The following is a 21,610-nucleotide window of genomic DNA, read 5'->3' on the forward strand; positions in this document are numbered from 1 at the left end:
TAAATTTCCAACGAGGAGGCCCCATGGATGTCTGGGAGCTCGAGGTGCGGGAGGCGGTACGACAGACGCTGGCCGACTACACCGCCGCCACCGATCGATTCGATCTCCACGCGCTGGCTTCGTGTTTCGGTGATGCGGGCGTCTTGGAATTCAGTGGTGGTACCGAGCCGCTGAGGGGATCGGCGGAAATCGCGGCCGGTCTCGGCGCCGCGGTGACCCGGCCTTCGAAATCGGGGCAACCGGCACCGACCCACGTCCGGCACCATGTATCCAGCGTCCGGTTCGGGTCGGTGGCCCGCGACAGGGTCGAGGTCAGCAGTTACTTCGCCGTCCACACTGACATTGGGCTCGACCACTGGGGCCGTTACCGCGACATATTGGTCCCCATCGGAGGTCGGTGGCTGTTCGCCCATCGCCGGATCAGTGTGGACGCATTCGCCGCGGACAGCCTGATGGCCTAAGGATCATGCCGTGATGAACTCCTTGCCGAATGCGCGCGAACGCTCGATGAGTTCGGCCCGGTCCGCGCCGGGCGACGCAATGGTAAGCCAGGTGACGCCCATTGCCTCGAGCCTCGCGATGGTGGCGTGCCGTTCGTCGGCCGATCTGCTGTCCTCCAACAGGTTTCCCGCGGAAAAGCAGATGTCCAGCGGTGCGGTGCGGCCGATTTCGGTTGCGTAGTGCCTGGCCCAGTCGATGGCGGCCGCCAACTCGTCGATCGTCGAGATCTCCGCGGTGCGCGACGCGGCGGCGTAGCCGAACGTGTTGAACGGCGCCCATCCCTGAGCGCGCGATACCGCCCGCCGCACGGCCGGCTTGCTGTTGCCGCCGACCCACACCGGTGGCCGGGTCGCCGGCAGCGGGCGCAACCGAACGCCGCGGGCCGCGAACGTCGTCCCTTCGTAGGCGATGTCCTCGCCGGTGAGCACCTTGTCCAACACGTCCAGCGCCTCATCGAGGAGGGCGCCGCGGTTGTCGAAATCGATTCCCAGGGCCCTGAATTCGGGCTTGAGGTATCCCGCCGCCGTTCCGAGGATCAATCGACCTCTCGACAGCGAGGCGAGGCTTTGAATCGATTTGGCGCCGAGAAAAGGATTGCGGTAGGCGGCGATGTAGACATTGGTCAGCAGCCTGACATCGGTCGTTGCGGCGGCCGCGAAAGCCAACGCGACGAACGGATCAAGGGCGTGGTGGCCGCCGTGGTCGAGCCACTTCGCATCGGGTGCGGGGTGATCGGTGACGTGGACGGCCGCGAACCCGCTCTCCTCGGCCACTCGCGCGATGTCGGCGATCGCTTCGGCGGTTACGAACTCATCGACCGATTCGACACGATGAGTCGGCAGTTCGAGGGAAAAGGAGACGGTCACGAGGATCCTTTCATTCAGAGACGAGCGTGGCCAGGCGCTGCGCGTGGTAGTCCGGGTCGCCGAAAATCAGCTGACTGACCTTTGCGCGTCGGACAAACAAATGGGCGTCGTGTTCCCAGGTGAAGCCGATTCCGCCGTGAATGCGCATGTTGTCGAGCGCAACCTGCAGGAAAGCCTCCGAACACACCATCTTCGCGACCGAGGCGGCGGTCGGGAGATCATCGGTGGCGGCCACTTCGGCCGCATGTGATTCGGCCGAACGTGCGCCCTCTACCTGGACCAACATGTCCGCGCACCGATGCTTCACGGCTTGGAAACTACCGATCGGCCGACCGAATTGAATGCGATCCTTGGCGTAGTCGACGGCCATATCGAGGCACCGTTGCGCCGCGCCGACCTGTTCGGCGGTCACCGCGATAATGGCGAGGTCGGATGTGCGCGCGAGGAAGTCCGCGGCGCCACCTTCGGTCCCGATCAGCTCTGCGCGGGCGCCGTCGAACTGCACCCGGGCCAGCTTGCGGGTGCGGTCGAGACTGGCCAACGGTGTGCGACGAAGGCCCTGTGACCCGGCACGTACCGCGAACAACGAGATGCCTGCGTCGCTGATGGCCGGCGACAGGATGACGTCCGCGGTGTGGCCGTCGATCACGAGAGGCGCCTCACCACGGATCCGATAGACGGTACCGTCGCGGTCAGCCCGCACCGTCACCGCGGCGGGGTCCCATGCGTCTAGCCGGCCGTTGAGGATCAGCGTCGCTGTGGTGGAGCCGTCGACGAACCCGGGGACGAACCGCTCCACCGCCGCGTCGTCGCCGCTGGCGAGAATGGCCTGCGTCGCCAGCGCCACGGTGGCGAAGAAGGGGGAGCACACCAGCGCGCGTCCCATTTCCTCGAACACCACCGCCAATTCGGCCACGCCGGCACCGGCCCCGCCCCATTGGTCCGGCACGACGATGCCCTGCAGTCCCAACTCGCCCGCCATCTGGCGCCACGACGCCTCGTCGTACCCGATGTCCGTCGCCATCAGCTTGCGAACGGTCTCGCTGGGCGATGTCGCGCTCAAGTAGTCGCGGACGACGCTGCGAAGCTCGTCGACCTCACTTGACGGCACGCAGGGCATCCCGGTTCGGCCTCACCCGGGCTGCTGCCGGATCTGTGATACGCAGCGCGGCAGACCGAACGCTCAGCGGTGCCCACCCGATCATGTTGTCGTACATCGGTTTTGATGGAGTCATGTCTTCCTTTGCGCGATCGCGGCCGACGCCGGCGTCCCTCACTCGGGCGCCTGGCCATCCCGCGCGAGATGGCCATTGTCGGATCAGGATAGTATGTTTTGTGAAAATAGAGAATAACCATTCTCGCGCTTAAGGAGCGAAGCGGTGACGACGAAACTCGACTACGGCATCTTTGACTGCGACACCCACTGCTACGAGACGCGGGACGCGTTCACCCGTTATCTGCCGGAGGAGTTTCGGGACCGGGCGATCACCACCGTGCGCGGGGCGGACGGCGTCGAGGTGATCCTTGCGGGACATCGGGTCGCCACGTTCAACAGCGAAGGGGGACTGGGCCTCGATGTCGCTTATCGGCCGGGCTCGCTCAAGGAGATGCTCAAGCAGATGGGATCGGGCAACCCCGAGGAATCCTACGAGCCGCAACCCATGCAACCGGAATTCATCGAGCGCGGTGCGCGCCTTGCCGTCATGGCGGAGCAGAACATCGAGCGTATGGTCATCTATCCCAGCGGTATGGCCCTGGCCGCCGAACACTACGTCGACGACACAGCGGCACTGTACGCCAACCTGCGCTCGTTCAACCGATGGTTCGACGAAGAGTGGGGTTTCAACTACGAAGACAAAATTTTCGCCACGGCGCTGATGTCGTTGCGCGACTTGGATTCTGCGATCGCCGAGACGGAGGCCATCATCGCGCAGGGCGCAAAGTTCGTGCTGCTGCCGACCGGGCCGGCTTACGGTCGATCGCCCGGCGACCCGTACTTCGACCCGATTTACGCACGCTTGCAGGAGGCCGGCTGCATCCTGGTGTTCCACATCATGCCGTTCTGGTACTTCAATGCGATCTCGCCCGCTTGGGGACAAAACTCCGACCCGGCTTCTTGGCACATGTCGGCGTGGCAGTGGATGAATGTCTACGGCCAGCGCCCGATCGAGGAGACGTTGTCCGCTCTCATCTTCGACAACCTCTTCGGTCGCTTCCCGGGCCTGAACGTCCTCGTCGCCGAGCACGGGGCGGAATGGGTGCCGTTCTTCGTCAAACACATGGACAAGAGCAGAGGGATGGGCCGCAACGGGCCTTGGATTGGTGGGAAGCTGACGGAGCGGCCTTCGGCGATCTTCCGCCGTCATGTCCGTGTGGTGCCGTACCCCGAGGACGACATCCCGGCGATCGTCGAGGGCCTAGGATACGACGACTGCTTGGTGATGGGCTCGGATTACCCGCACGCCGAAGGCCTGGCCGTGCCGGCCGAATTTGCCAAGCTGCTCGACCCGCTCGACGACGCCGCCAAGCGACGGATCATGCGCGACAACGCCGACCAGTTGCTCTCCCGGAGCTAAACGCCCGATGGCAGACGACGACGTCGACCTCGACCTACTGAGGGTGTCGGCGCGGCAGTTTCTGGCCGACCGCGGCGAGAAGGAATCCGTCAAGGACCTTGCGGCGATGGACTGGACGGGCCTGCTCGTCGATGAGGTGGTGGGTGGCGCCGGCTGGCGTCCAGTCGAAACGTGCGTCATAGCCGAAGAACTCGGACGAGCGAACGACAGGTCGGCGTGGTTGGGAACCACGGTCGCCGCCGCGGCGCTCGCCTCGGCGCCCGACGACCTGAGGGAACAGTTGCTGCCCGGTCTGCTCGCCGGCACGATGGCGGCGGGCGTCACCGTCGTCAATGGCTCCGCACGGATCATCCGCGGCAATGAAGTCGACATCATTGTGCTTCTGGGACGCAACGGAATTCACGTGATTCGTGACCCGGATCCCGCGCGGACGGTTCTGGACGGCGACCTGCTCGACGTCACCAGAACGGTCTGGCGTATCGACCTCACCGACGCGCCCAGCACCCTTATCGGGCCGCCCGACAGGGCCACAGAGCTGACGGCCGTGGCTCGGCTGCTCGTTGCCGCCGACTCCGTGGGTGCCACGTCGATGACCCTTGAACGGCTGACGGCATACCTGCGGGAGCGCGTGGCGTTCGGGGCGCCGATCGCGAGTTTCCAAGCGATTCAGCACCGCCTCGTCGAGCTGCTGGTCTTCGAAGTCAAAGCGCGCGCCGTCGTCATGAAGGCCGCGCGTGCCATCGCCTCCGCCGACCAACGGGCGACCACCTTGACGGCGGCGGCGCACGCATTCGTAGCGGCGAAAGCCACGGCCGCCGTGGACGAATGCATGCAACTGTCGGGCGGCATCGGATTCACCTGGGAGTACCCGCTGCACCACGAGATGCGCCGTGTCTTCACCAACGCCCAGCTGATGGGCACGGCGCGGTCGAGTCGGGCGCTGCTGGCGGAGGTGTCCGGCTGGTGAGCGCTTTCGTCAACCGGCCCACCGAGGCGCAGCTGAACGATTTCAGGAATCGGGTCAGGACATACATCGCCGACCACGCACCGGCGATCGAGGCCCGCGAAGGCCATCGAGCTCCTGAGACCGCCGAACAGGAAACCCTACTGCGCGCTTGGTTCGCCGGCCTGTTCGACGCGGGTTTCGTGGGCGCGGACTGGCCGATCGAATACGGCGGTCGCGGCGACTACCACCCGCTGCACGATCGCATCGTGAGTGAGGAGATTCTGCGCGCCCGCGCGCCGCGCCCGGTGGACCAGGTGAACCTGGCTGCCCACGTGCTCCTGCACTTCGGTTCTGACGAACAGAAACAGACGTTACTGCCACCGATTCGGCGCAGCGAACATGTCTGGTGTCAGCTGCTCAGCGAGCCCGACGCCGGCAGCGACATCGCCGGAGTACGCAGCCGCGGTGCGCGGCAAGACGATGGCAGCTGGCTCCTCGACGGGCAGAAGACCTGGATCACCGACGGACACTGGGCCGACATGGGCCTCGCCCTGGTCCGCACCGACCCGAGATCCTCGCGCCACCACGGCCTGTCGGTCTTTGCCGTGCCGCTCTCGGCGGAGGGTGTCGAGGTTCGTCCGATCCGCACGATCGGTGACGCGATCGAGGTCAATGAGGTCTTCCTCACCGGAGTCAGACTTGGTGCCGAGAGCCTGATCGGCGCGGCGGGCGAAGGCTGGTCGATCATCATGGCGGGCTTGGACTTTGAACGATTCGGCATCGGTGGGAACGTCATCCTGCTGGAACTGCTGATCGATGATCTGGTCGTCGTGGCGCGTCACGCGCATATCGACGGCGCACCCGCGCTGGAGTCCGCCGACGTACGCCAGCAGGTCGCCGAGTTAGCCGTGGAGGTCGAAGTGGCCAAGGCGTTCATCGACGATCACGTGGAGCGCCTGACATCGGGCGACGAACAACCGGGCGACGGCTCTATCGCGAAGCTGAGTTTCGCCGAGACATACCATCGGGTCGCGTCCTACGGCGCGGAATTGGCGGCGTCGACGGCGGTCGTCGGCGTCGAAAACCATGAACTGGGGCAGGCCAAACAACGGTTGCGTGAATGCTGGCTGTGGTCGCGCGCCTACACGATATCCGGTGGCAGCTCCGAGATGATGCGCAACATTCTTGCCAAGCGCCGACTGCACCTGCCGAACCGATGACCTCACGTCCTGCCGCGCAGACCTACTGGTCCCTGGTGGAGACCGCCGCGCGGGCGCACCCCGACTGGGTCGTGCTCGCCGATGACTACGGGCGCAGCCTGTCGTGCGCGCAGCTGCGAGATTCCGCACTGACCTGTGCGGCGGCGCTGGCGCAACGGGGGATCGGTGCGGGCACGGTGGTGTCGTGGCAACTGCCGACCACGCTGGAGACGATGGTCGTCATGACGGCGCTGGCGCGCCTCGGTGCGGTGCAGAACCCGGTGCTGCCGATATGGCGGGAGAGCGAACTCCGGTTTGTGACAGCACAACTCGGGACCGAAGTCATCATCGTCCCGGGGCTGTGGCGCAGTTTTGACCACACCGCGCTCGCACATCGGCTCGCGAATGAGCGGCCCATGCGGGTCCTGGTCATCGACCACGACGCTCCCATTGCCGACGGGCTTCGATTGCCCAGCGGTGATCCGGAAACGCTGCCTCCACCGCCGAGCGGCGGCGAGGAACCGCGGTGGATCTACTATTCGTCGGGCACGACGGCGGCACCGAAAGGAGCGCGGCACTGCGACCGGTCGGTCATCGCCGGTTCGGCAGGGGTCATCGGGATCGTCGGGGCGTCCAGTCGCGACGTCAACCCGATCGCGTTTCCCGTTTCGCACATCGGAGGCGCCGCCATGCTCGCCGCGGCTCTGCTCACCGGGATGAAGCTGGTGCTGTTCGATGCCTTCGACCCCTTCGAGACCCCCTTTGCCATCGCGGCGCACCGCCCGACTCTGCTGGGCAGCGCAACCCCCTTTTTCGTCGCTTTCATGGCGGCGCAGGCGAAGTATGGTGACGAACCGCTCTACCCCGAGCTGCGTGGCTGCGTCGGTGGGGGCGCACCAATCACCGCCGAGCTCGGTCATCAAGTGCGGCAGACACTTTCAGTCGACGGCGTGGCCAATGCGTGGGGCCTGACCGAATTTCCGGTCGCCACCTCTCAGGCGCCCAACGGTCCCGCGGAGCTGCTGGATCACACCGTCGGGAAACCGGTGCCCGGCGTTGCGGTACGGGTCGTCGACGAAGCGGGACGCCAGACCCCGTGTGGCACGGAGGGGGAGCTGCGGCTCAAAGGGCCGCAGTGCTTCCTCGGCTACGTCGACGCAACTCTGGATGCCCACGCGTTCGACGCCGAAGGATGGTTTCGCACAGGAGATCTGGGACGCATCGACGACGACGGCAACGTCGTCGTCACCGGCCGAATCAAGGATGCGATCATCCGCAGTGCGGAGAACATCTCGGCCTTGGAAGTCGAGGGTGTCCTGGCCAGCCACCCGGCGGTGGCCGACGTGGCGATCATCGGGGTGCCGGATGAGCGAACCGGCGAGCGTGTTTGCGCCGTCGTCGTCGCGCGCCCGGGTGTGGCGGTGACGCTTTCGTCGATCTTCGAACACTGTCAAGCGCGGGGATTGAGCAAGCACAAAACGCCCGAACGACTCGAAATCGTGGATGCGCTGCCTCGAAATATCACCGGCAAGGTGCTCAAGAACGAGCTGCGGGCGAAGTTCGGCTGAAGCGCTTCGTCGAACTCGCCTAGAGGCCGATGAGCTCCTTGAGGTTGCCGCCCATCACTCGTGCCCTGGTGTCCTCCGGAAGATCCTCGAGCTCCTTGACGAAATCCGCGGGCTCGGCCAGCCCCTCGGGGTGCGGGTAGTCCGAGCCGAACATCACCCGATCCGCACCCAGGATGTCGACGAGGTGCGACATGTCCTCCTCGTGGAACGGATTGATCCACACGTGTCTGCGGAAGACATCGCAGGGATGCTCGCTGAAGTCGTATGGCCTCTTGCGGTATACGCGGTCGAACACGTCCAACAGGCGGTGTGCCCACGAGCCGCCGTTCTCGACCACGCCGATGCGTACCCCGGGGAAGCGCTCGAACACCCCGTGCGCGATGAACGCCGCAAGAGTGTCGAAGATGTTTCGGCTCTCCTCGTAGATGAAACCCCGCAGCTTGCTCAGCGCGAATCCGTTGAACTCCGTAGCTTCCTCCCAGTCGTCGACGTAGCGCTCATAGCCGGAGTCTGAGTTGTGCATCTGCACCGAGATACCCGAATTCTCGACCAGTCGCCAGAAATCGTCGAACTCCGGCAGCGCCGGTGACCGCGACGTGCCGTCCTCGCGCGGAACGGGTGCCGGCCGGATCAATACCGTCCGGGCGCCATTGTTCAGGCACCATTCGAGTTCCTGCACGCCCAGCGCGGGATCGTTCAGCGAGATCGCAGGAACGGGGAAGATCCGGTCCTGGTAGTTGAATGTCCAGTCGTCGAGTAACCACCGATTGAACGCATGCGTGACCGCGTGGGTGAGCTCGGTGTCGGATTTGGTCCTTTCTTCGAGCATGCCCGCTGTCGTCGGGAACATCACGGCGCCGTAGACGCCCTGCCGGTCCATCAGCGCCAGGCGTAGGTCGGGCCGCCGGAACTCATCGGGGCAGCGGATCGGTTCGGCGAGCTCCCGCAATGTCTTGCCCTCTGGGTTTATGCCCCGGAAGTAATCGGACCAGGCGCCGGGTGTGGGGATCACCTCGTATGTCGGGTTGGGGATGCACTCCGTGACCGTGCCCAAGATCTGCAACTTCTTGCGCCCGTTGACGTCGATGAATTTCAGCGCCTCGGAGTATTTCTCCGGCAGATATCGCGTGTAGGCGTCGATCGTCTCGTACATGTGGTTGTCGGCGTCCCAGACCTCGAACGCTTTGTCGTCGCTCACCAGCACCTCCAGCAGGCGTGAGAATATTGATTCTCAATCATAGCGAACGTTGGTATCTGCAGCGAACGGGCTCAGAGGTTCATGAAATGGCCGCCATCGACACCGAGGGTTTGCCCGGTGACGTAGCGAGCGGCGGGACCGATAAGGTATGCCACGGCTGAGCCGATATCGCTTTCGGGGTCTCCGATGCGTCCCAGCGGGATTCGGCGTGCCAGCCTTTCCTCCATCGCCGGCTCAGCGCTTATCGCCAAGGTCATCGCGGGTGAATATGCCAGCGGTGAAACAACATTCACCGTGATGTCGTGAGGGGCCCATTCCCGCGCGAGGCTCTTGGCGAAACCGCGCAACGCGCCCTTCATTGTGGCGTAGAGCGGCAGGGTCGCGCTGCCTTCGATGCCGGCGGGTGAGGTCATGACGAGGAAGGTGCCGCCTCGCTTCTTCAACTCTGGAAATGCTGAAACGGCGCAGAAGTGCGCTCCACGAAGTGACACCGAGTAGTGGTCGCCCCAAACGGAACGATCGACATCAGCCAGTTGGTGCGGCTGGCTCGAGGCGTTGCTCGTGGCGTTGTGCACCACGGCATCGAGCCGCCCGGTGGTGGTCAGGGACAGCTCTATCGCGCCGGCCACTGCGTCACCGTCGGTCACATCGCATCGTGCCCAAGTTGCATCGTGGCCCCGCGCGGTGATTTCCTCGGCGACGGCCAACCCCGTCTCGGACCGGGTGGCGACGACGACGTGCGCCCCGGCCGAGGCGAGAGCCTTGGCGATGCCGCGGCCAACGCCAGCGCCCGAGCCAGTCACCAGCGCGGTGAGACCGTGCAGGCTCATGGCAGCATCACCGCCCCTCCGTCGGCGACGATCGTCTCGCCGACGAGGTGATTGATATCCGGCCGCAAGAGGAATTTCACGGCCTCGACGACGGTGTGGAGAAGCGTCGAATCGTCTTGGACCACAGCCGCGGTGAGGTGCGCGGTAAAAGAGTCCATCTCGGGCGCGAACAGTCGCAGAGGGGCTGCGACCAGGTTGACGGACACGCCTTCGGGCTGCCATTGCCGCGCAGCGGATTTCGCCATCGCCCGGATGCCTTCCACCGCGGTGGTGTACGCCACCAGTCGGGCCGCACCCGCCATGCCGATCGTCGGCACGACAACGACGATTCGTCCCCCGTGGGGTGCTAACGCGGACCGTGCCCGCTGGAGCGCAGCGAGCGCGGGCCACATCATCCCGTCGACGATGCGATCCCACTCCTCGCCACTGAGGCCGGCCGCGTCGGACGGCCGCGGGGTCGGATCGGTACCGACGACTACGACCGCTCCGGTGATACCCGATGCCAGTCCACGTCCGGGTGCTGGGACGATGCCGTCGAGTCCGTCTGCCAGCTCGCGCGCCAGACCGTCGGCCGCGCCCAAGACAACTGTGGACGACGCCACGTCATCGACTCGGCTGGCGCGCTAGGCGGTCATCGTGAATTTTCACCAACTCCCTGAACCCGATACGCACGTACCGGGGTTTCGGTTGAATGCCCCAGTCGTCGCGGGCGGTGTGCTGGCCGGCCGCTTCGGGTGCTCCCCCGAACGGGGGCCCGCCGAGTGGATAGGGCTGTTGGCATTGGAGACTGTCGTCGGAGAAGCGCACCTTCATGAGCTCACTGCAGATCTCGGTCAGCGATAGGGTTGGCCAGCCGTACCAGACCGCCATCACAGGTACCGTCAACGAGCCCTCGATGACCAGCCCGAACAGGCAGACGTACAGCCCGCGTTTGAGCCATTTGTGCATTCGCGCCCACGTCGGGGTGGTTCCGACCGGCAGCGGCTCGACCGAATCCTCGGTCTCCACAGTGGAATTAGACACGGCGGTCCCTTCTTCGGTGCTAGTCGGAAAAGATCTCTCGGTTGACGGTGTGCAGGTACGGGATGGCGAGGAACGGCGTGACGTAGAAGATGTTGAATGCCCACCACCCGAGAACCGGTAGCCCGACTCCCGTATAGCGGACGTCGGCGTACATCGTCATATTGAAGATGTAGCCGGTCCATATGACCACGCCGAACCAGCACGTCACGATGGTCCACTGGTGTCCCCAACGTTTCATCTGCAGCAGCGCGATCGCGGCCGCGATCCGCATCGGGAACACGATCAGGACGCAGACCATCACCCACGCCTTTTCCCCTGGGGCGCCTGCACCGCCGATCCAGAGTTCGTTGTAATGCCAGAAATAGCCGGCGTCGATCCAGTTGCCCCACGCGGTGAAGACGGTGCGGGTGATCAGGGCGTGGTTGGCGAACAGGTCGAGCGCCCAGCCGATGCTGTTGATCGCACCGTCGAGGATGATGACGTATCCGATGAGCGTGACCATCATTGGCCGAACCGAAAACCCGTCGCGCTGCGCCTTTCTCAACAGATAGATGCCTCGGCAAAATACGGGCAGGCCGACGACTCCGAGGACGAGGGTGCCCATGAGTGCGGTGCCGGCGATGCACCATCGATCCGCGCGCCGTTGGATCTCCCGCGTGTGTGCCTCGTGCTCGTCCATGGTGAGCGATCGGGTTGGACTCGTCATTGATCACCAATCCCTCGTGAGATACATCTGGAGCTGGATCGCGAACATCGCGATCAGCACTCCGTAGATGAAGACCTGGAACGCGATCAATCCACGTTTGCGTCGTCGATCCTGCTCGTCCACTGTGTCTCCGCGTCTATCAGAAGGTACCGATGTTGGCCAGCATCCAGTAGAAGAATGCGACAAGCCCACACATCACTGCCCAGGTCACAGCCAGTCGGACCAGTTCCTGCCACATGAGACCCTCCTACCGAAGCGACGACTTCCCACCAAACGTTAACATCACTCTCAGAAATGAGAACAGTCGTTTCCGCTGCGGAGGCACTAGAGGGACAGGGTCACACGTCCGCGAGCGCAGCGAGATCGCGCTTGACCACCTTGCCGACATCGTTGCGGGGCAGCTGTTCGACGAACACGATGCGTACCGGAACACGGTAGGGCGTCAGACGCTCGCGACACCACGACACGAGGCCGGCCTCGGAGACCGACTCATCGCCTCTGACGACGAACGCCCACGGCACCTCCCCGAGCCGCTCGTCGGGAACGCCGACGACGGCGGCTTCGCGCACACCATCGGCGGCCAGGAGGACGTCCTCTACCGTGCCGGGAAACACTTTGAGGCCACCACGATTGATCATGTCCGATACTCGGCCATCGAGCCACAGAAAACCGTCATCGTCGAACCAGCCGAGGTCGCCGGTGTGGAACCAGCCGTCGTCGGTGAGCCGGTCCAGGAAGGCCGGATCGATCTTCCGCGCGGCCGTCGTGGGCGTGCGGACCATCACCTCGTCGTCGGCGATCGTGACGTCGATGCCGGGCAGTGGCCTGCCGACCGAACCCAGTTTGGTCTCGCCCCACTCCCGGGCGTCGGCGGCCGACCAGCCCACCACCTCACCCTCGAGTTCGGTCTGGCCGTAGGAGTTCAGCACGATCACCCCGAACTTGTCCCGGAACCGGCGCGCCTGAACGGGCGACAGGGGAGCGGTGATCGACCGCACGATCTTCAGTGGCGAGAGGTCGGCCACCGAGTCGTCGTGCAGAACCATGGTCAGCGCTGCGGGTGGTAATACGGTCGACCGCAACTGATGTCGCTTGACCAGAGCTGCGAAGTCCGTTGGTGAGAACCTCTCCATCAGCACGACACCCGAGCCCGCGCGGAAGGCGAACAAGACCTGGTATATGCCGGCCCACAGCGATAACGACAAGGGCACCAGATTCGGCATGGGGGACCGCTTCGGTTCGGCTGCAGCGGATTTGGAGGCAGGTCTCGTGCCGCGAAGTTTGGCCAGCAGCCGGTCGATCAGATCGAGGACCGTGGTATGGCGAAGCGGCACCGGCTTTGGCGGTCCCGTGGTGCCGGACGTGAACTGCAGCAGGGCCACATCGTCGTCGTAGGACCGCGCGTCGGCCCGGTGACCTGACGATGCGACCCTCGTCCACGACAGCGCCTCTCCGGTGATGACGGGCAGGTGACAAGTCGAGAAACGCCGTACGAGTGCGGGAGTGGTGATGATGGCGACGGGGCGCAACGTTTCCAGCTGGGTGACGATCTCGGCATCGGCCGCCCTGGGGTTCAGCGGTGTGTACACGCCGCCGGCGCGCCACGTGCCGAACAGCGCGGCGACGGTGGTGGCGTCGTTGGGCAGCATCGCGGCGACGACCTGTCCCGTCGCCAGCCCGGACTCGGCGAGCAGCTCGGCGAGTCGCGCGGCGCTGGCCGACAGCTCATCACGCGACACTTGGTTGTCCGTGGCGCCGACCGTGTGCACAGCGACCTCAGGCAGACCGTCCAGCAGCATTGCCAGGCTCACGAATCAGCCACCAGGGGAGCCCAGTTCGGAGTTCGCTTGTCCGCAAAGGCAAGGGGGCCCTCGTTCTGGTCCGGATGCCCCCACATCGACGTCAGGTGCTTCGCACCTTCGCGGCACGCGTCGGTGAGCCCGTATTCGAGTGCGCCCCACAGCGCCCGCTTGGTGGCGCGCATCGCCGCCGGTGAGTTCTTGGCGATCTTCTCGGCGAGCTCCTGGGCGGCGGCACGCAGCTCGTCGGGCGGGTCGATCACCTGGCTGATCATGCCGAGTTCGTACGCGCGCTGGGCACTGAGCCGTTCGTGACTACCGATGAGCGCCATTCGTAACACGGCTTCGGCGGGCATCTTTCGCATCAGTGCGATGGTCTCGAGCGCGCTGACCTGACCGATGGAGACGTGGGGGTCGACGAAGGTCGCATCCGACGACGCGATGACGATGTCGGCGTCGGCCACCCAGTGCAGTCCGCCGCCCGCGCAGACCCCATTGACGGCAGTGATGACCGGCTTCTCGACATTGCAGTGCCAGGCGCTCAGCTTCAGATCCAGTGTGCGCATGGTCTCCTGAAATTGCTGCACGGCCTCGCCGTCGAGGTCCTCGACATCGGCGCCAACCTGAAACGCCCGACCGTTTCCCGTGTGCACGATGACGCGGACGTCGGGATCGGCATTCAATTCCGCCCAGGCCCTGGGGAATTCCTCGCGCATCACGACGTCATAGGCATTGAGACGGTCAGGGCGGTCATTGATGATCCATCCGACGGGACCGCGCCGTTCGACGATGAGTCGCTGGTATGTCATGAAACCTCCGCCACGTCCGGCAGCGGCTGCCACCGCGGCGCACGCTTCTCGCGCCACGCCCGCACACCCTCGGCATGATCAAGGTGATTGCGGAGCCGCCAGATCTCCTCGGCGGCATCGCGTCGCGCCTGCGTCAATCCGACTTCCAAGGAGTGCCAGAGCGCCTTCTTGGTGGTGCGCATCGCGGTCGGCGAATTTGTGGCGATCGCGGCTGCGAGTCGGCCCGCGGTTGCGCGGAGCTGATCGGTCGGCACCACCTCGGACAGAATGCCCAACTGGTAGGCGCGCCGCGCCGAGATGCGTTCACCCTTGCCCCCCAGCGTCATTCGAAGCACCGCCTCCATCGGCGACTTGCGCAGCAGCGTGACTGCCTCGTACGCGACGGCCTGCCCGATGGAGACGTGGGGGTCGGTGAAGGATGCCTGCTCGGCGGCGATGACGATGTCGGCGTCCGCGACAAGGTGTAGACCCCCTCCCGCGCACACCCCGTTGACCGCGGCGATCACCGGTTTCCACACGCCGCAGTGCCAAGACGAGATCTTCAGCTCGGCGTCCCTGGTTCGGCGGGAGTGCCGTCGCATGGCCCCCTTGTCCCGCGCGACCTGGACCACGTCCATCCCGGTGCAGAACGCCTTGCCGTTGGCGGCGTTGACGATCACGTTGACCTCCGGATCGGTATCGAGGTCGGCCCAGGCGGCCTCGAGCTCGTCGAGCATCAGCGCGTCGAAGGCGTTGCCCGCGTCGGGCCTGTTGAGGATCAGCCAGCCGATCCCGTCGGACTTGGATACGATCAAGCGTTCATAGCCGCTCATGAACGGGGAATGTCCTTCCAGGGCTTGCCCTTCCAGGGATCGGGCTCCTTCGGCAAGCCGAGCACGCGTTCACCGAGGATGTTCTTGTTGATGTCGGTGGTGCCGCCCTCGGTGCCGTTGGCGAGGCTGCGCATCATGCCCTGCACATCCCGTGGCAGAGCATCATCATCGTCGGTGGTGGGCCATGCAATCGCCGCCGTACCCAGCAGATCGACCATCAGGTCCTGTATCTGCTGATTGATGGTGGCCTGGTGAACCTTGCCAATCGAGGACGCCGCGCCCGGTGACTGTCCGGCCGAAAGTGCGGCGCGCACACGATCATTGGTCCAGCCACGGACCCGCTCCTGCGCCCACAGGCGCATCACCTTGTTCCGGACCACCGGATCGGCCCACCGCCCGGTCTCCCTGGCGAGGGTGATCAGTCGTTCGGCGCTCGAGCCACCGAGGCGGCCCATGCCACCCGAACCCGAGCCCGACACCATCTGCCGCTCGCTGGACAATGTCGATGCACTCACGCGCCAGCCGTCGTTGACGTCGCCGACCCGCTGGGCGTCCGGCACGCGCGCCTCGTCGAGGAAGACCTCGTTGAACTCGGCCTCGCCGGTGATCTGGCGAAGCGGTCGCACCTCGACGCCCGGTTGGTGCATGTCAAGCAGGAAGTACGTGATGCCCTTGTGCTTGGGCTGGTCGGGATCCGTCCGCGCCAACAGGATCGCGAAATCGGCCTCATCGGCCCATGTGGTCCACACCTTCTGGCCGGAGATCACCCAGTCTGCGTCCTCGCCCGAGCCGTCCCGTACGGCCTTGGTGGCGAGCGACGCGAGATCCGAGCCAGCGCCCGGCTCACTGAACAACTGGCACCACTTCTCCTCGTTGCGCACGATCGGTGGGAGGAAACGCCGGCGTTGCTCCTCTGTCCCGTGACTGAACAGAGCGGCTGCGGCGTTGTTGAGCCCCAGTGGGTTGAGCCGCGAGAGGCGTAGCGGCGCAAGTACTCCCTCGATGGCGCGCGCCATGTCGTTGTCGACGCCGAGGCCGCCGTGTTCGGGGAGCCATGTCGGCACCACCAGACCCGTCCTGGCGAATGTCGGGTACCACCGCCGGTAGTCGGCGGGGGTGCGGACGGCCCGCAGCGCCGCCGGCCCGTCGGCCGCGGCCGAGCGCCATGCTGAGGGCACCTCGGCATCGATCCACTGCCGTACCACCGCGAGTGCATCATCGACCGGTGTGTCCGGGCGGATCGGTAGTTGGGTCATGATCTCAACCTTTTCAGCGGCCCTTGAACTCTGCGCCGCGCTTGTCGCGGAAGGCGGCCAGGCCCTCCTTGAAATCCTCACTACGGCTGGATAATTCGAGTGCCAATGCCTCGTTCTGGAGATGGCGGTCAAGGTCGAGCCCGTTGCCGCTGTGCAACAACCACTTGGTGAGCCCGAGAGAAACCGTGGGCGCGTCACCCAGTTCTCTGACGAGTTGTTCGGCCACCGAGGGCAATTCGTCGGATGCGCAGGCGCCGTGGATGATGCCCCACTCGGCGGCGCACGTTCCTCCGATTTCCCGGCCGAGCATCAGCAGCTGTCGGGTGCGTACCAATCCGATGAGCCGTGGCAGCAACCAGGCCGCGCCGCTGTCGGGGGTGAAACCGCGCGCCATGAAGGGTTCCCAGAACCGGGCGTCGTCGGCGGCCACGCAGAAGTCTGACGCCAGCGCGATGTGAAAGCCCAGGCCGATCGCCCAACCGCGGACCACGGCGACAATCGGCACCTGCGTCTGAAGCATCAGCGGGATCAGCCGATTGGCCTTGTTCGGTAACCGGCGCTGCGTGCTGCCCACGCGAGGTTTCCGTTCGGACTTCGCGTTATTGGCGATCAAGTCCGCGCCGGCACAGAAGTCCGCTCCGTTGGCGTCGATCCGGATGACCCGCACCGATTCGTCGACGCCCGCGTCGGCCAGGTGTCCGATCATCGCGTCGAGCATGACGTCGTTCATGGCGTTGCGGCGGTCGGCGCGGTCGAGGGTCAGCCGCAGGGTCGGGCCCTGCTGTTCGGCCATAAGACCGGGAACACTGCGGTAACTCATGTGCTCAGCGCTCGGCGAACTGTTTCGTCACGGCGGTCAGCAGTTGGCTGAGGTCGGCCGCGCCGCCCGGCGGCTCGGGCAGGCGCACCGGTCCTCGATCGCGGCTGGGCAACAGGATGGTGGCGTGTCCGGGCGCGGTGATCTGGCCGCGGTGGTTGGTCGCCGCGAGCTCGAGGTCGACTGCGGGTCGTTCGCCTTCGGCGAGGTACTTGCGGACCACGGTGCCGGTGACGGTGTGGACGTCGCCAACGTAGTTGAACAGACGGAACTCGCAATCGAGCTTCCACAGCCAGGCGTCGTCGCCCATCCAGTCCGTGCACAGGTGGATCAGCCACGTCTCGCGCATGCGCCCGTAGTCGAACGTGGTGGGGTTGCCCGCGTTGCGCGCGGCGCCGGGGTCCCAGTGCACCCGCTGCTGAGCATCGGGGACACCGTATTCGTTGGGGGTGTAGAAGCGGGGGATGCGCTGTCGGTTGCGCCATGCGAGTCTCAGCGGACGCACACCATACATGCCGGTACCCATGCCGACGTGCCAGCAGACCATGTCGGTAACCGTCAACGGCCCCTTCGTCAACGGCCCCACATCGTCGCCTTCGGTGACGTCTTCCCACCATCGCGGATCGGCGCCGCGCGGGCTTTCGCGCGCGTAGCGTTCGTCGAGCTCGGCGATCTCGTCCGCGGTCCACGTCTTGAGCTCGACGGTGTCGTACTTCTTGCGGCCGCGCGCCTTGCTGCGTTCGGTGCGAATCATGTTGCGGTACTGGGCGCCCAAGATCGTGCCCTCGTCGTCACGAAACACCTGGGCGGACCACTCGTGGATGGCACGCTCGGCGAAGTCGCTGCTCTTGTCGAGCGCCGCCACCAGGGCGTTGCGCCTGAACACGCGGTGGTTGGCGCGCAGCGGGGCCCACCATTCCCGAGCCGACGAGGCGTAGAAGGCATGTACCCCGCGAAGTGGGTCGCCCTTGGTCAGTGCGCGGTCCTCGTCGGAGAGCGTCGTGACCTCGTCCTCTCCGATCAGCGTGTCGCCGCCGACAAGGGCAGGTGGGGCCACAGACTCTCCCCATACAGACTTCGCTGCGTATTCCGGATCGGTCCATAACGGGTTGGCGTCACCGTAGCTTTCGGCGACGTGACGAAACGTGTCTTCGTTGGGGCGGTAGTAGTGCGGCGGCTGCGTGTGCGGGACGGCGATGCCGATGGTAGCGCGCAACCTGGCCAATCCCTCGTCGGTGATCAGGCCGGTCTGCCCCATCGGATCGCCTCCTCGTTGTGGCCCGCGTCGTAGCCCGGACAAGGTGGAAATTAAGATACCCGAAAAACGGAAACGCCGTTAACGCAGGGGTGAACGAGATGGCCGAAGAAGCATCCGGGATCGTGTGTGCGATCGGCGCCGACGGCGTCGCGCGGGTGACCATAGATCGCCCCGAAACGGGAAACTCGTTGTCTCCGTTGGCGCGTGACGCACTAACCGAAACCTTCGTACGGGCTAACGACAACCCTGCGGTTCGCGCGGTGCTGTTGAACGCCAGCGGCACTCGGCACTTCTGCGCGGGGGCCGGCCTCGCACCTCAACCGGCGCGCGGCGGGGCCGCCGTCGAGCCGGTGCAAAAGCGTCCGGGTGACATCGCGCGGATGCTTCAGCAGGGCTGGCAGCGGCTGGTCGCGTCCATTCTCGACTGTGACAAGCCGGTGATCGCGGCGGTCAAGGGCACGGCCGCGGGGGCGGGCGCGAGCCTGGTTCTGGCGTGCGACCTGGTCGTGATGTCAACGGAAGCAAAGCTTGTCGAGGCGTTTGTGCATCGCGGAATCCTGCCGGATTCCGGCGCCATCCACCTCCTGACGAGGATCGTCGGCCTGCGCAAGGCGACCGAACTGCTGATGCTCGGTGAGCCGGTCGACGCGGCCACCTGCGAAAGGCTCGGACTGGTCAATCGGGTGACCGCACCGGACGACACCGACGCCGTCGCCGAGGAGCTCGCGGGGCGCTTGGCCGCGGGGCCGACGGTGATGCTGGCGCTGACCAAGCGGCTGTTGTCGGTCTCGTCGGAGTCCGATCGGCACCGCGCATTCGAGCAGGAGGCGTGGGCTCAGGAGGTGGTGTCGGGTACGGCGGACCTCCAAGAGGGTCTCGCGTCGTTCGCCGAACGCCGCAATCCCAAGTTCCTGGGTCGATGACTTACCGTGGGTCAGCGTGCAGTCGGGCCGCCGCGAACGGTGAACGTTGCGCAGTCGTCGATCTCGTCGATCGACGATGCCACCGACTCCGCCGTCAGCGACGTGTCCTCGACTCCCTTGGTGACACCGATGAATACCCGCGACACTTTCCCGGCGCCAACTGAGTAGATGTGCGCGGTGCGGTCGCAGGACCGGTGGCACAGATAGACCACGACGGGGGTGACAAGCTCGGGATGCATGGCCTTACCGGCGTCGCCCATGATGTCCTCGGTCATTCGGGTCAGCGCGATGGGGGCGATGGCGTTGATGGCGATGCCGTTGCGGGCGCCTTCGATGGCGAGAACGTGCATCATGCCGACCAGCCCCATCTTTGCGGCGCCATAGTTGGCCTGACCGAAATTGCCGAAAAGGCCGGTGCCCGAGGTCGTCTGAACGATTCTGCCGTAATTCTGCGCCCGCATGACCGGCCACACCGCCCGCGTGACGTTGAATGCTCCGGAGAGGTGCACGGCAATAACGGCGTCGACCTGCTCGGCGGTCATGTTCTTGAACGCCGCGTCGCGCAGAATCCCCGCGTTGTTCACCAGCACATCGACCTGCCCGAAAGCGTCCATCGCGGCGGTCACGATTGCCGCACCGCCCTCCTCGGTGGCCACCGAGTCACCGTTGGCGATCGCGGTACCCCCGGCGGCGGTGATCTCGTCGACCACTGCTTGGGCCGCCGATATCGTCGCCCCGCTGCCGTCCACCGAACTACCCAGGTCGTTGACCACGACCCGGGCGCCGCGCCGGGCGAGCTCGAGTGCATGACAGCGGCCCAGTCCGCGGCCCGCCCCCGTGACGATGGCGACCTGGTTGTCGAAAGACATTGAATGCATGGGTGAGAGGTTACATTTACCTAATCGAGAACAACCATTTGCATCGGAGGCTTCGGAGGAGGCCCATGACCGGCCCGACTGAGTTGCTACGACATGCGCGCCGCAGAGCCGAAGGAATGCGGCACCGCTACCGCGAGGCCGGCTACTGGACGGCGGAGCCGATTGACCTGGTGCGGTCCACCGCGGCGCGGCACTCTGCGCGGCTTGCCGTCGCGGATCGAGGCGCCGAACTGACCTACGGGGAACTGGACAAGCGCATCGATTCGGCCGCTCGAGCGATGATCGATGCCGGCGTGGCTCCGGGCGGCGCGGTCGTCGTCGTAGTCGGTAACGACGTGGACTCGGTGGTGTCGGTTCACGCGGCGCTACGGGTCGATGCGGTGGTTCTGCTCGTGCCGCGTAGTGCCGGAGCGACGCAGATCGCCGACATCCTCACACGCACCGGTGCACGATTCGGCGTAGCGCCGAACTGGGCGAGGATCACCGAGGCAGAACTGTCCGGCCACTGCGATTGGATCGGTGACGGTGGCCGAACGGGCACCGCCCAGCCGCCGCGGTCGGTGCGGTCAGCCGATGAGCCGTGCCTTGTGCTTTACACCTCGGGCACAACCGCGCGGCCCAAGGGCGTGATCCACTCGCTGAGCACGCTGGCCAAGGCTTCGGCGAATTACATTGCGGCGGCGGGCCTGGGTTCCGACGACCGGATCTTCTTGATCAGCCCGCTCGCGTCGGTCACCGGGGTGTTGCAGGCGCTGTTCATCGGTCCGATGCTGGCGGCGCCAGTGATTCTGGAGGATCGCTGGGACCCGGCGGCGACCTGCGACCTCCTGGTCAGCTCGGGTGCCACCTGGTACGGGGGCCCGGACCGGCTGCTGGACCGGATGCTGGACCAGGCCGTCGCGCGCGACGCTGTTGTGCCATTACGCGCGGTGTACCTGGGCGGCACGATGCTGGACCGGCGGATCGTCGAACGCATCGAAGACGAGTTCGGCATCGTTGTCATGCGCGCCTACGGGTCTTCGGAGACCCCGATCAGCACGTCCGGACTGCGAACCGAACCCCGAGACATCCGCCATGCCGACGACGGGGTCGCGCTCGGCGGCGTCGACGTGCGCGTCGGATCCGAGGCCGATCCCACCGAGTGCTGCATCAAGGGCCCGCACACGTTTCTCGGTTACACCGATGCCGAGGACGACAAATACGCGTTCGAGGGCGAATGGTTCCGCACCGGCGACGTGGCGGAGGTTGCCGACGGTCGGGTTCGGATCGTCGGCCGGATCAAGGACATCGTGATTCGTAACGGGCTGAAGATCCCGGCCGCCGAAGTCGAGGAAGCCGTCTCGAGGATAGGTGGGATACGCGAATGTGCCGCCTATTCCGTTTCCGACCCCACCACCGGTGAACGATTGGCTATGGCAGTCGTGCTCGAACCCGGCGTCGAGATCTCGCTCGCCGAAATCATCCGGGCTCTCGCCGCGGAAGGCCTGCCGAAATACAAGCTGCCCGAAGAACTTGTCTTCTGGGACGAGCCGCTTCCCCTCAACGCCAACGGCAAAGTCGACCGCGCCAAGCTCGACACGCGGTCGGCCGGGCGGAAGCGGCTGCTCGCCGACCGTCTCACCACTACCGGATGAGAATCGCGCCG

General features: G+C 65.5%; 21 protein-coding genes. 7 read left to right on the top strand and 14 right to left on the bottom strand.

Annotated features, from left to right (window positions below):
- Nucleotides 1–23 precede the first annotated feature (23 nt).
- Entirely contained in the window at nt 24–461 is a 438-nt protein-coding gene (locus JF781_RS07885) for a nuclear transport factor 2 family protein (RefSeq protein WP_225326988.1), read from the top strand.
- 3 nt (nt 462–464) lie between these two features.
- Here the strand turns inward: JF781_RS07885 and JF781_RS07890 are convergent, their stop codons facing one another.
- Both JF781_RS07890 and JF781_RS07895 read right to left on the bottom strand, forming a co-directional pair.
- Nucleotides 465–1,367, bottom strand: coding sequence for a TIGR03619 family F420-dependent LLM class oxidoreductase (locus tag JF781_RS07890; RefSeq protein WP_225326987.1), 903 nt, complete (start codon nt 1,365–1,367; stop codon nt 465–467).
- Between the two features lie 10 nt (nt 1,368–1,377).
- Nucleotides 1,378–2,478, bottom strand: a complete 1,101-nt coding sequence (locus JF781_RS07895) for an acyl-CoA dehydrogenase family protein (protein ID WP_225341154.1) — start codon at nt 2,476–2,478, stop codon at nt 1,378–1,380.
- A 268-nt stretch (nt 2,479–2,746) separates the two neighbouring features.
- Between JF781_RS07895 and JF781_RS07900 the strand changes: the two genes are divergently transcribed.
- From JF781_RS07900 to JF781_RS07915, 4 genes are read left to right on the top strand one after another with little or no spacing between them, the layout of a single operon-like run.
- A complete protein-coding gene (locus JF781_RS07900; protein ID WP_225326985.1) occupies nt 2,747–3,943 on the top strand; it encodes an amidohydrolase family protein in 1,197 nt (398 codons plus the stop codon).
- A gap of 7 nt (nt 3,944–3,950) precedes the next feature.
- On the top strand, nt 3,951–4,910 hold the full coding sequence (locus JF781_RS07905; protein WP_225326984.1) for an acyl-CoA dehydrogenase family protein: 960 nt from the start codon (nt 3,951–3,953) through the stop codon (nt 4,908–4,910).
- Entirely contained in the window at nt 4,907–6,109 is a 1,203-nt protein-coding gene (locus JF781_RS07910; RefSeq protein ID WP_225326983.1) for an acyl-CoA dehydrogenase family protein, read from the top strand. The genes JF781_RS07905 and JF781_RS07910 overlap by 4 nt, the downstream gene beginning before the upstream one ends.
- Nucleotides 6,106–7,656, top strand: coding sequence for a class I adenylate-forming enzyme family protein (locus JF781_RS07915; protein ID WP_225326982.1), 1,551 nt, complete (start codon nt 6,106–6,108; stop codon nt 7,654–7,656). The genes JF781_RS07910 and JF781_RS07915 overlap by 4 nt, the downstream gene beginning before the upstream one ends.
- Nucleotides 7,657–7,675: 19 nt before the next feature.
- Here the strand turns inward: JF781_RS07915 and JF781_RS07920 are convergent, their stop codons facing one another.
- The 11 genes from JF781_RS07920 to JF781_RS07970 form a co-directional block, all read right to left on the bottom strand.
- Nucleotides 7,676–8,860, bottom strand: coding sequence for an amidohydrolase family protein (locus JF781_RS07920; RefSeq protein WP_225326981.1), 1,185 nt, complete (start codon nt 8,858–8,860; stop codon nt 7,676–7,678).
- A gap of 65 nt (nt 8,861–8,925) precedes the next feature.
- The gene (locus JF781_RS07925) at nt 8,926–9,684 is read right to left on the bottom strand and encodes an SDR family NAD(P)-dependent oxidoreductase (RefSeq protein WP_225326980.1); all 759 of its coding nucleotides are present in this window, start codon (nt 9,682–9,684) and stop codon (nt 8,926–8,928) included.
- A complete protein-coding gene (locus tag JF781_RS07930; RefSeq protein WP_308011535.1) occupies nt 9,681–10,286 on the bottom strand; it encodes an SDR family oxidoreductase in 606 nt (201 codons plus the stop codon). The genes JF781_RS07925 and JF781_RS07930 overlap by 4 nt, the downstream gene beginning before the upstream one ends.
- 1 nt (nt 10,287) lies before the next feature.
- The gene (locus tag JF781_RS07935; protein ID WP_225327044.1) at nt 10,288–10,692 is read right to left on the bottom strand and encodes a hypothetical protein; all 405 of its coding nucleotides are present in this window, start codon (nt 10,690–10,692) and stop codon (nt 10,288–10,290) included.
- Between the two features lie 34 nt (nt 10,693–10,726).
- A complete protein-coding gene (locus JF781_RS07940; RefSeq protein ID WP_225327043.1) occupies nt 10,727–11,386 on the bottom strand; it encodes a hypothetical protein in 660 nt (219 codons plus the stop codon).
- A 365-nt stretch (nt 11,387–11,751) separates the two neighbouring features.
- Nucleotides 11,752–13,224, bottom strand: coding sequence for a class I adenylate-forming enzyme family protein (locus tag JF781_RS07945; RefSeq protein ID WP_225326978.1), 1,473 nt, complete (start codon nt 13,222–13,224; stop codon nt 11,752–11,754).
- The gene (locus JF781_RS07950; RefSeq protein ID WP_225326977.1) at nt 13,221–14,021 is read right to left on the bottom strand and encodes an enoyl-CoA hydratase/isomerase family protein; all 801 of its coding nucleotides are present in this window, start codon (nt 14,019–14,021) and stop codon (nt 13,221–13,223) included. The genes JF781_RS07945 and JF781_RS07950 overlap by 4 nt, the downstream gene beginning before the upstream one ends.
- The gene (locus JF781_RS07955) at nt 14,018–14,833 is read right to left on the bottom strand and encodes an enoyl-CoA hydratase/isomerase family protein (RefSeq protein WP_225326976.1); all 816 of its coding nucleotides are present in this window, start codon (nt 14,831–14,833) and stop codon (nt 14,018–14,020) included. Before JF781_RS07955 ends, JF781_RS07950 begins: the two co-directional genes overlap by 4 nt.
- Nucleotides 14,830–16,089 (bottom strand): acyl-CoA dehydrogenase family protein, encoded by a 1,260-nt coding sequence (locus JF781_RS07960; protein WP_225326975.1) that lies wholly within the window; start codon nt 16,087–16,089, stop codon nt 14,830–14,832. Before JF781_RS07960 ends, JF781_RS07955 begins: the two co-directional genes overlap by 4 nt.
- Before the next feature lie 13 nt (nt 16,090–16,102).
- Nucleotides 16,103–16,909, bottom strand: coding sequence for an enoyl-CoA hydratase/isomerase family protein (locus JF781_RS07965; protein ID WP_225326974.1), 807 nt, complete (start codon nt 16,907–16,909; stop codon nt 16,103–16,105).
- Between the two features lie 4 nt (nt 16,910–16,913).
- Nucleotides 16,914–18,164 carry a hypothetical protein gene (locus JF781_RS07970; RefSeq protein WP_225326973.1) on the bottom strand — a complete coding sequence of 417 codons (1,251 nt, stop codon included), beginning with the start codon at nt 18,162–18,164 and terminating at the stop codon, nt 16,914–16,916.
- 89 nt (nt 18,165–18,253) lie between these two features.
- On the opposite strand from JF781_RS07970, the gene JF781_RS07975 reads away from it, so the two are divergent.
- Nucleotides 18,254–19,087, top strand: coding sequence for an enoyl-CoA hydratase-related protein (locus JF781_RS07975; RefSeq protein WP_308011534.1), 834 nt, complete (start codon nt 18,254–18,256; stop codon nt 19,085–19,087).
- A gap of 11 nt (nt 19,088–19,098) precedes the next feature.
- Here JF781_RS07975 and JF781_RS07980 read toward each other — a convergent pair whose 3' ends face one another.
- On the bottom strand, nt 19,099–19,965 hold the full coding sequence (locus tag JF781_RS07980) for an SDR family NAD(P)-dependent oxidoreductase (RefSeq protein ID WP_225326971.1): 867 nt from the start codon (nt 19,963–19,965) through the stop codon (nt 19,099–19,101).
- Between the two features lie 116 nt (nt 19,966–20,081).
- Here JF781_RS07980 and JF781_RS07985 point away from each other — a divergent pair, with 116 nt between their 5' ends.
- Complete coding sequence (locus JF781_RS07985) at nt 20,082–21,599, top strand: class I adenylate-forming enzyme family protein (protein WP_225327042.1); 1,518 nt, start codon at nt 20,082–20,084, stop codon at nt 21,597–21,599.
- The last annotated feature ends 11 nt before the right edge of the window (nt 21,600–21,610 follow it).

Origin of the sequence: Mycobacterium sp. WUMAC-067, from assembly GCF_020217485.1 — a bacterium.
Lineage (GTDB): Bacteria > Actinomycetota > Actinomycetes > Mycobacteriales > Mycobacteriaceae > Mycobacterium.

Excerpts from the sequence above, each read along its gene's own strand:
- JF781_RS07885 (WP_225326988.1), top strand. The coding sequence starts at position 24 with ATGGATGTCTGGGAGCTCGAGGTGCGGGAGGCGGTACGACAGACGCTG.
- JF781_RS07905 (WP_225326984.1), top strand. The coding sequence starts at position 3,951 with ATGGCAGACGACGACGTCGACCTCGACCTACTGAGGGTGTCGGCGCGG.
- JF781_RS07915 (WP_225326982.1), top strand. The coding sequence starts at position 6,106 with ATGACCTCACGTCCTGCCGCGCAGACCTACTGGTCCCTGGTGGAGACC.
- JF781_RS07925 (WP_225326980.1), bottom strand. The coding sequence starts at position 9,684 with ATGAGCCTGCACGGTCTCACCGCGCTGGTGACTGGCTCGGGCGCTGGC.
- JF781_RS07940 (WP_225327043.1), bottom strand. The coding sequence starts at position 11,386 with ATGGACGAGCACGAGGCACACACGCGGGAGATCCAACGGCGCGCGGAT.
- JF781_RS07950 (WP_225326977.1), bottom strand. The coding sequence starts at position 14,021 with ATGACATACCAGCGACTCATCGTCGAACGGCGCGGTCCCGTCGGATGG.
- JF781_RS07955 (WP_225326976.1), bottom strand. The coding sequence starts at position 14,833 with ATGAGCGGCTATGAACGCTTGATCGTATCCAAGTCCGACGGGATCGGC.
- JF781_RS07960 (WP_225326975.1), bottom strand. The coding sequence starts at position 16,089 with ATGACCCAACTACCGATCCGCCCGGACACACCGGTCGATGATGCACTC.
- JF781_RS07965 (WP_225326974.1), bottom strand. The coding sequence starts at position 16,909 with ATGAGTTACCGCAGTGTTCCCGGTCTTATGGCCGAACAGCAGGGCCCG.
- JF781_RS07970 (WP_225326973.1), bottom strand. The coding sequence starts at position 18,164 with ATGGGGCAGACCGGCCTGATCACCGACGAGGGATTGGCCAGGTTGCGC.
- JF781_RS07980 (WP_225326971.1), bottom strand. The coding sequence starts at position 19,965 with ATGCATTCAATGTCTTTCGACAACCAGGTCGCCATCGTCACGGGGGCG.
- JF781_RS07985 (WP_225327042.1), top strand. The coding sequence starts at position 20,082 with ATGCGGCACCGCTACCGCGAGGCCGGCTACTGGACGGCGGAGCCGATT.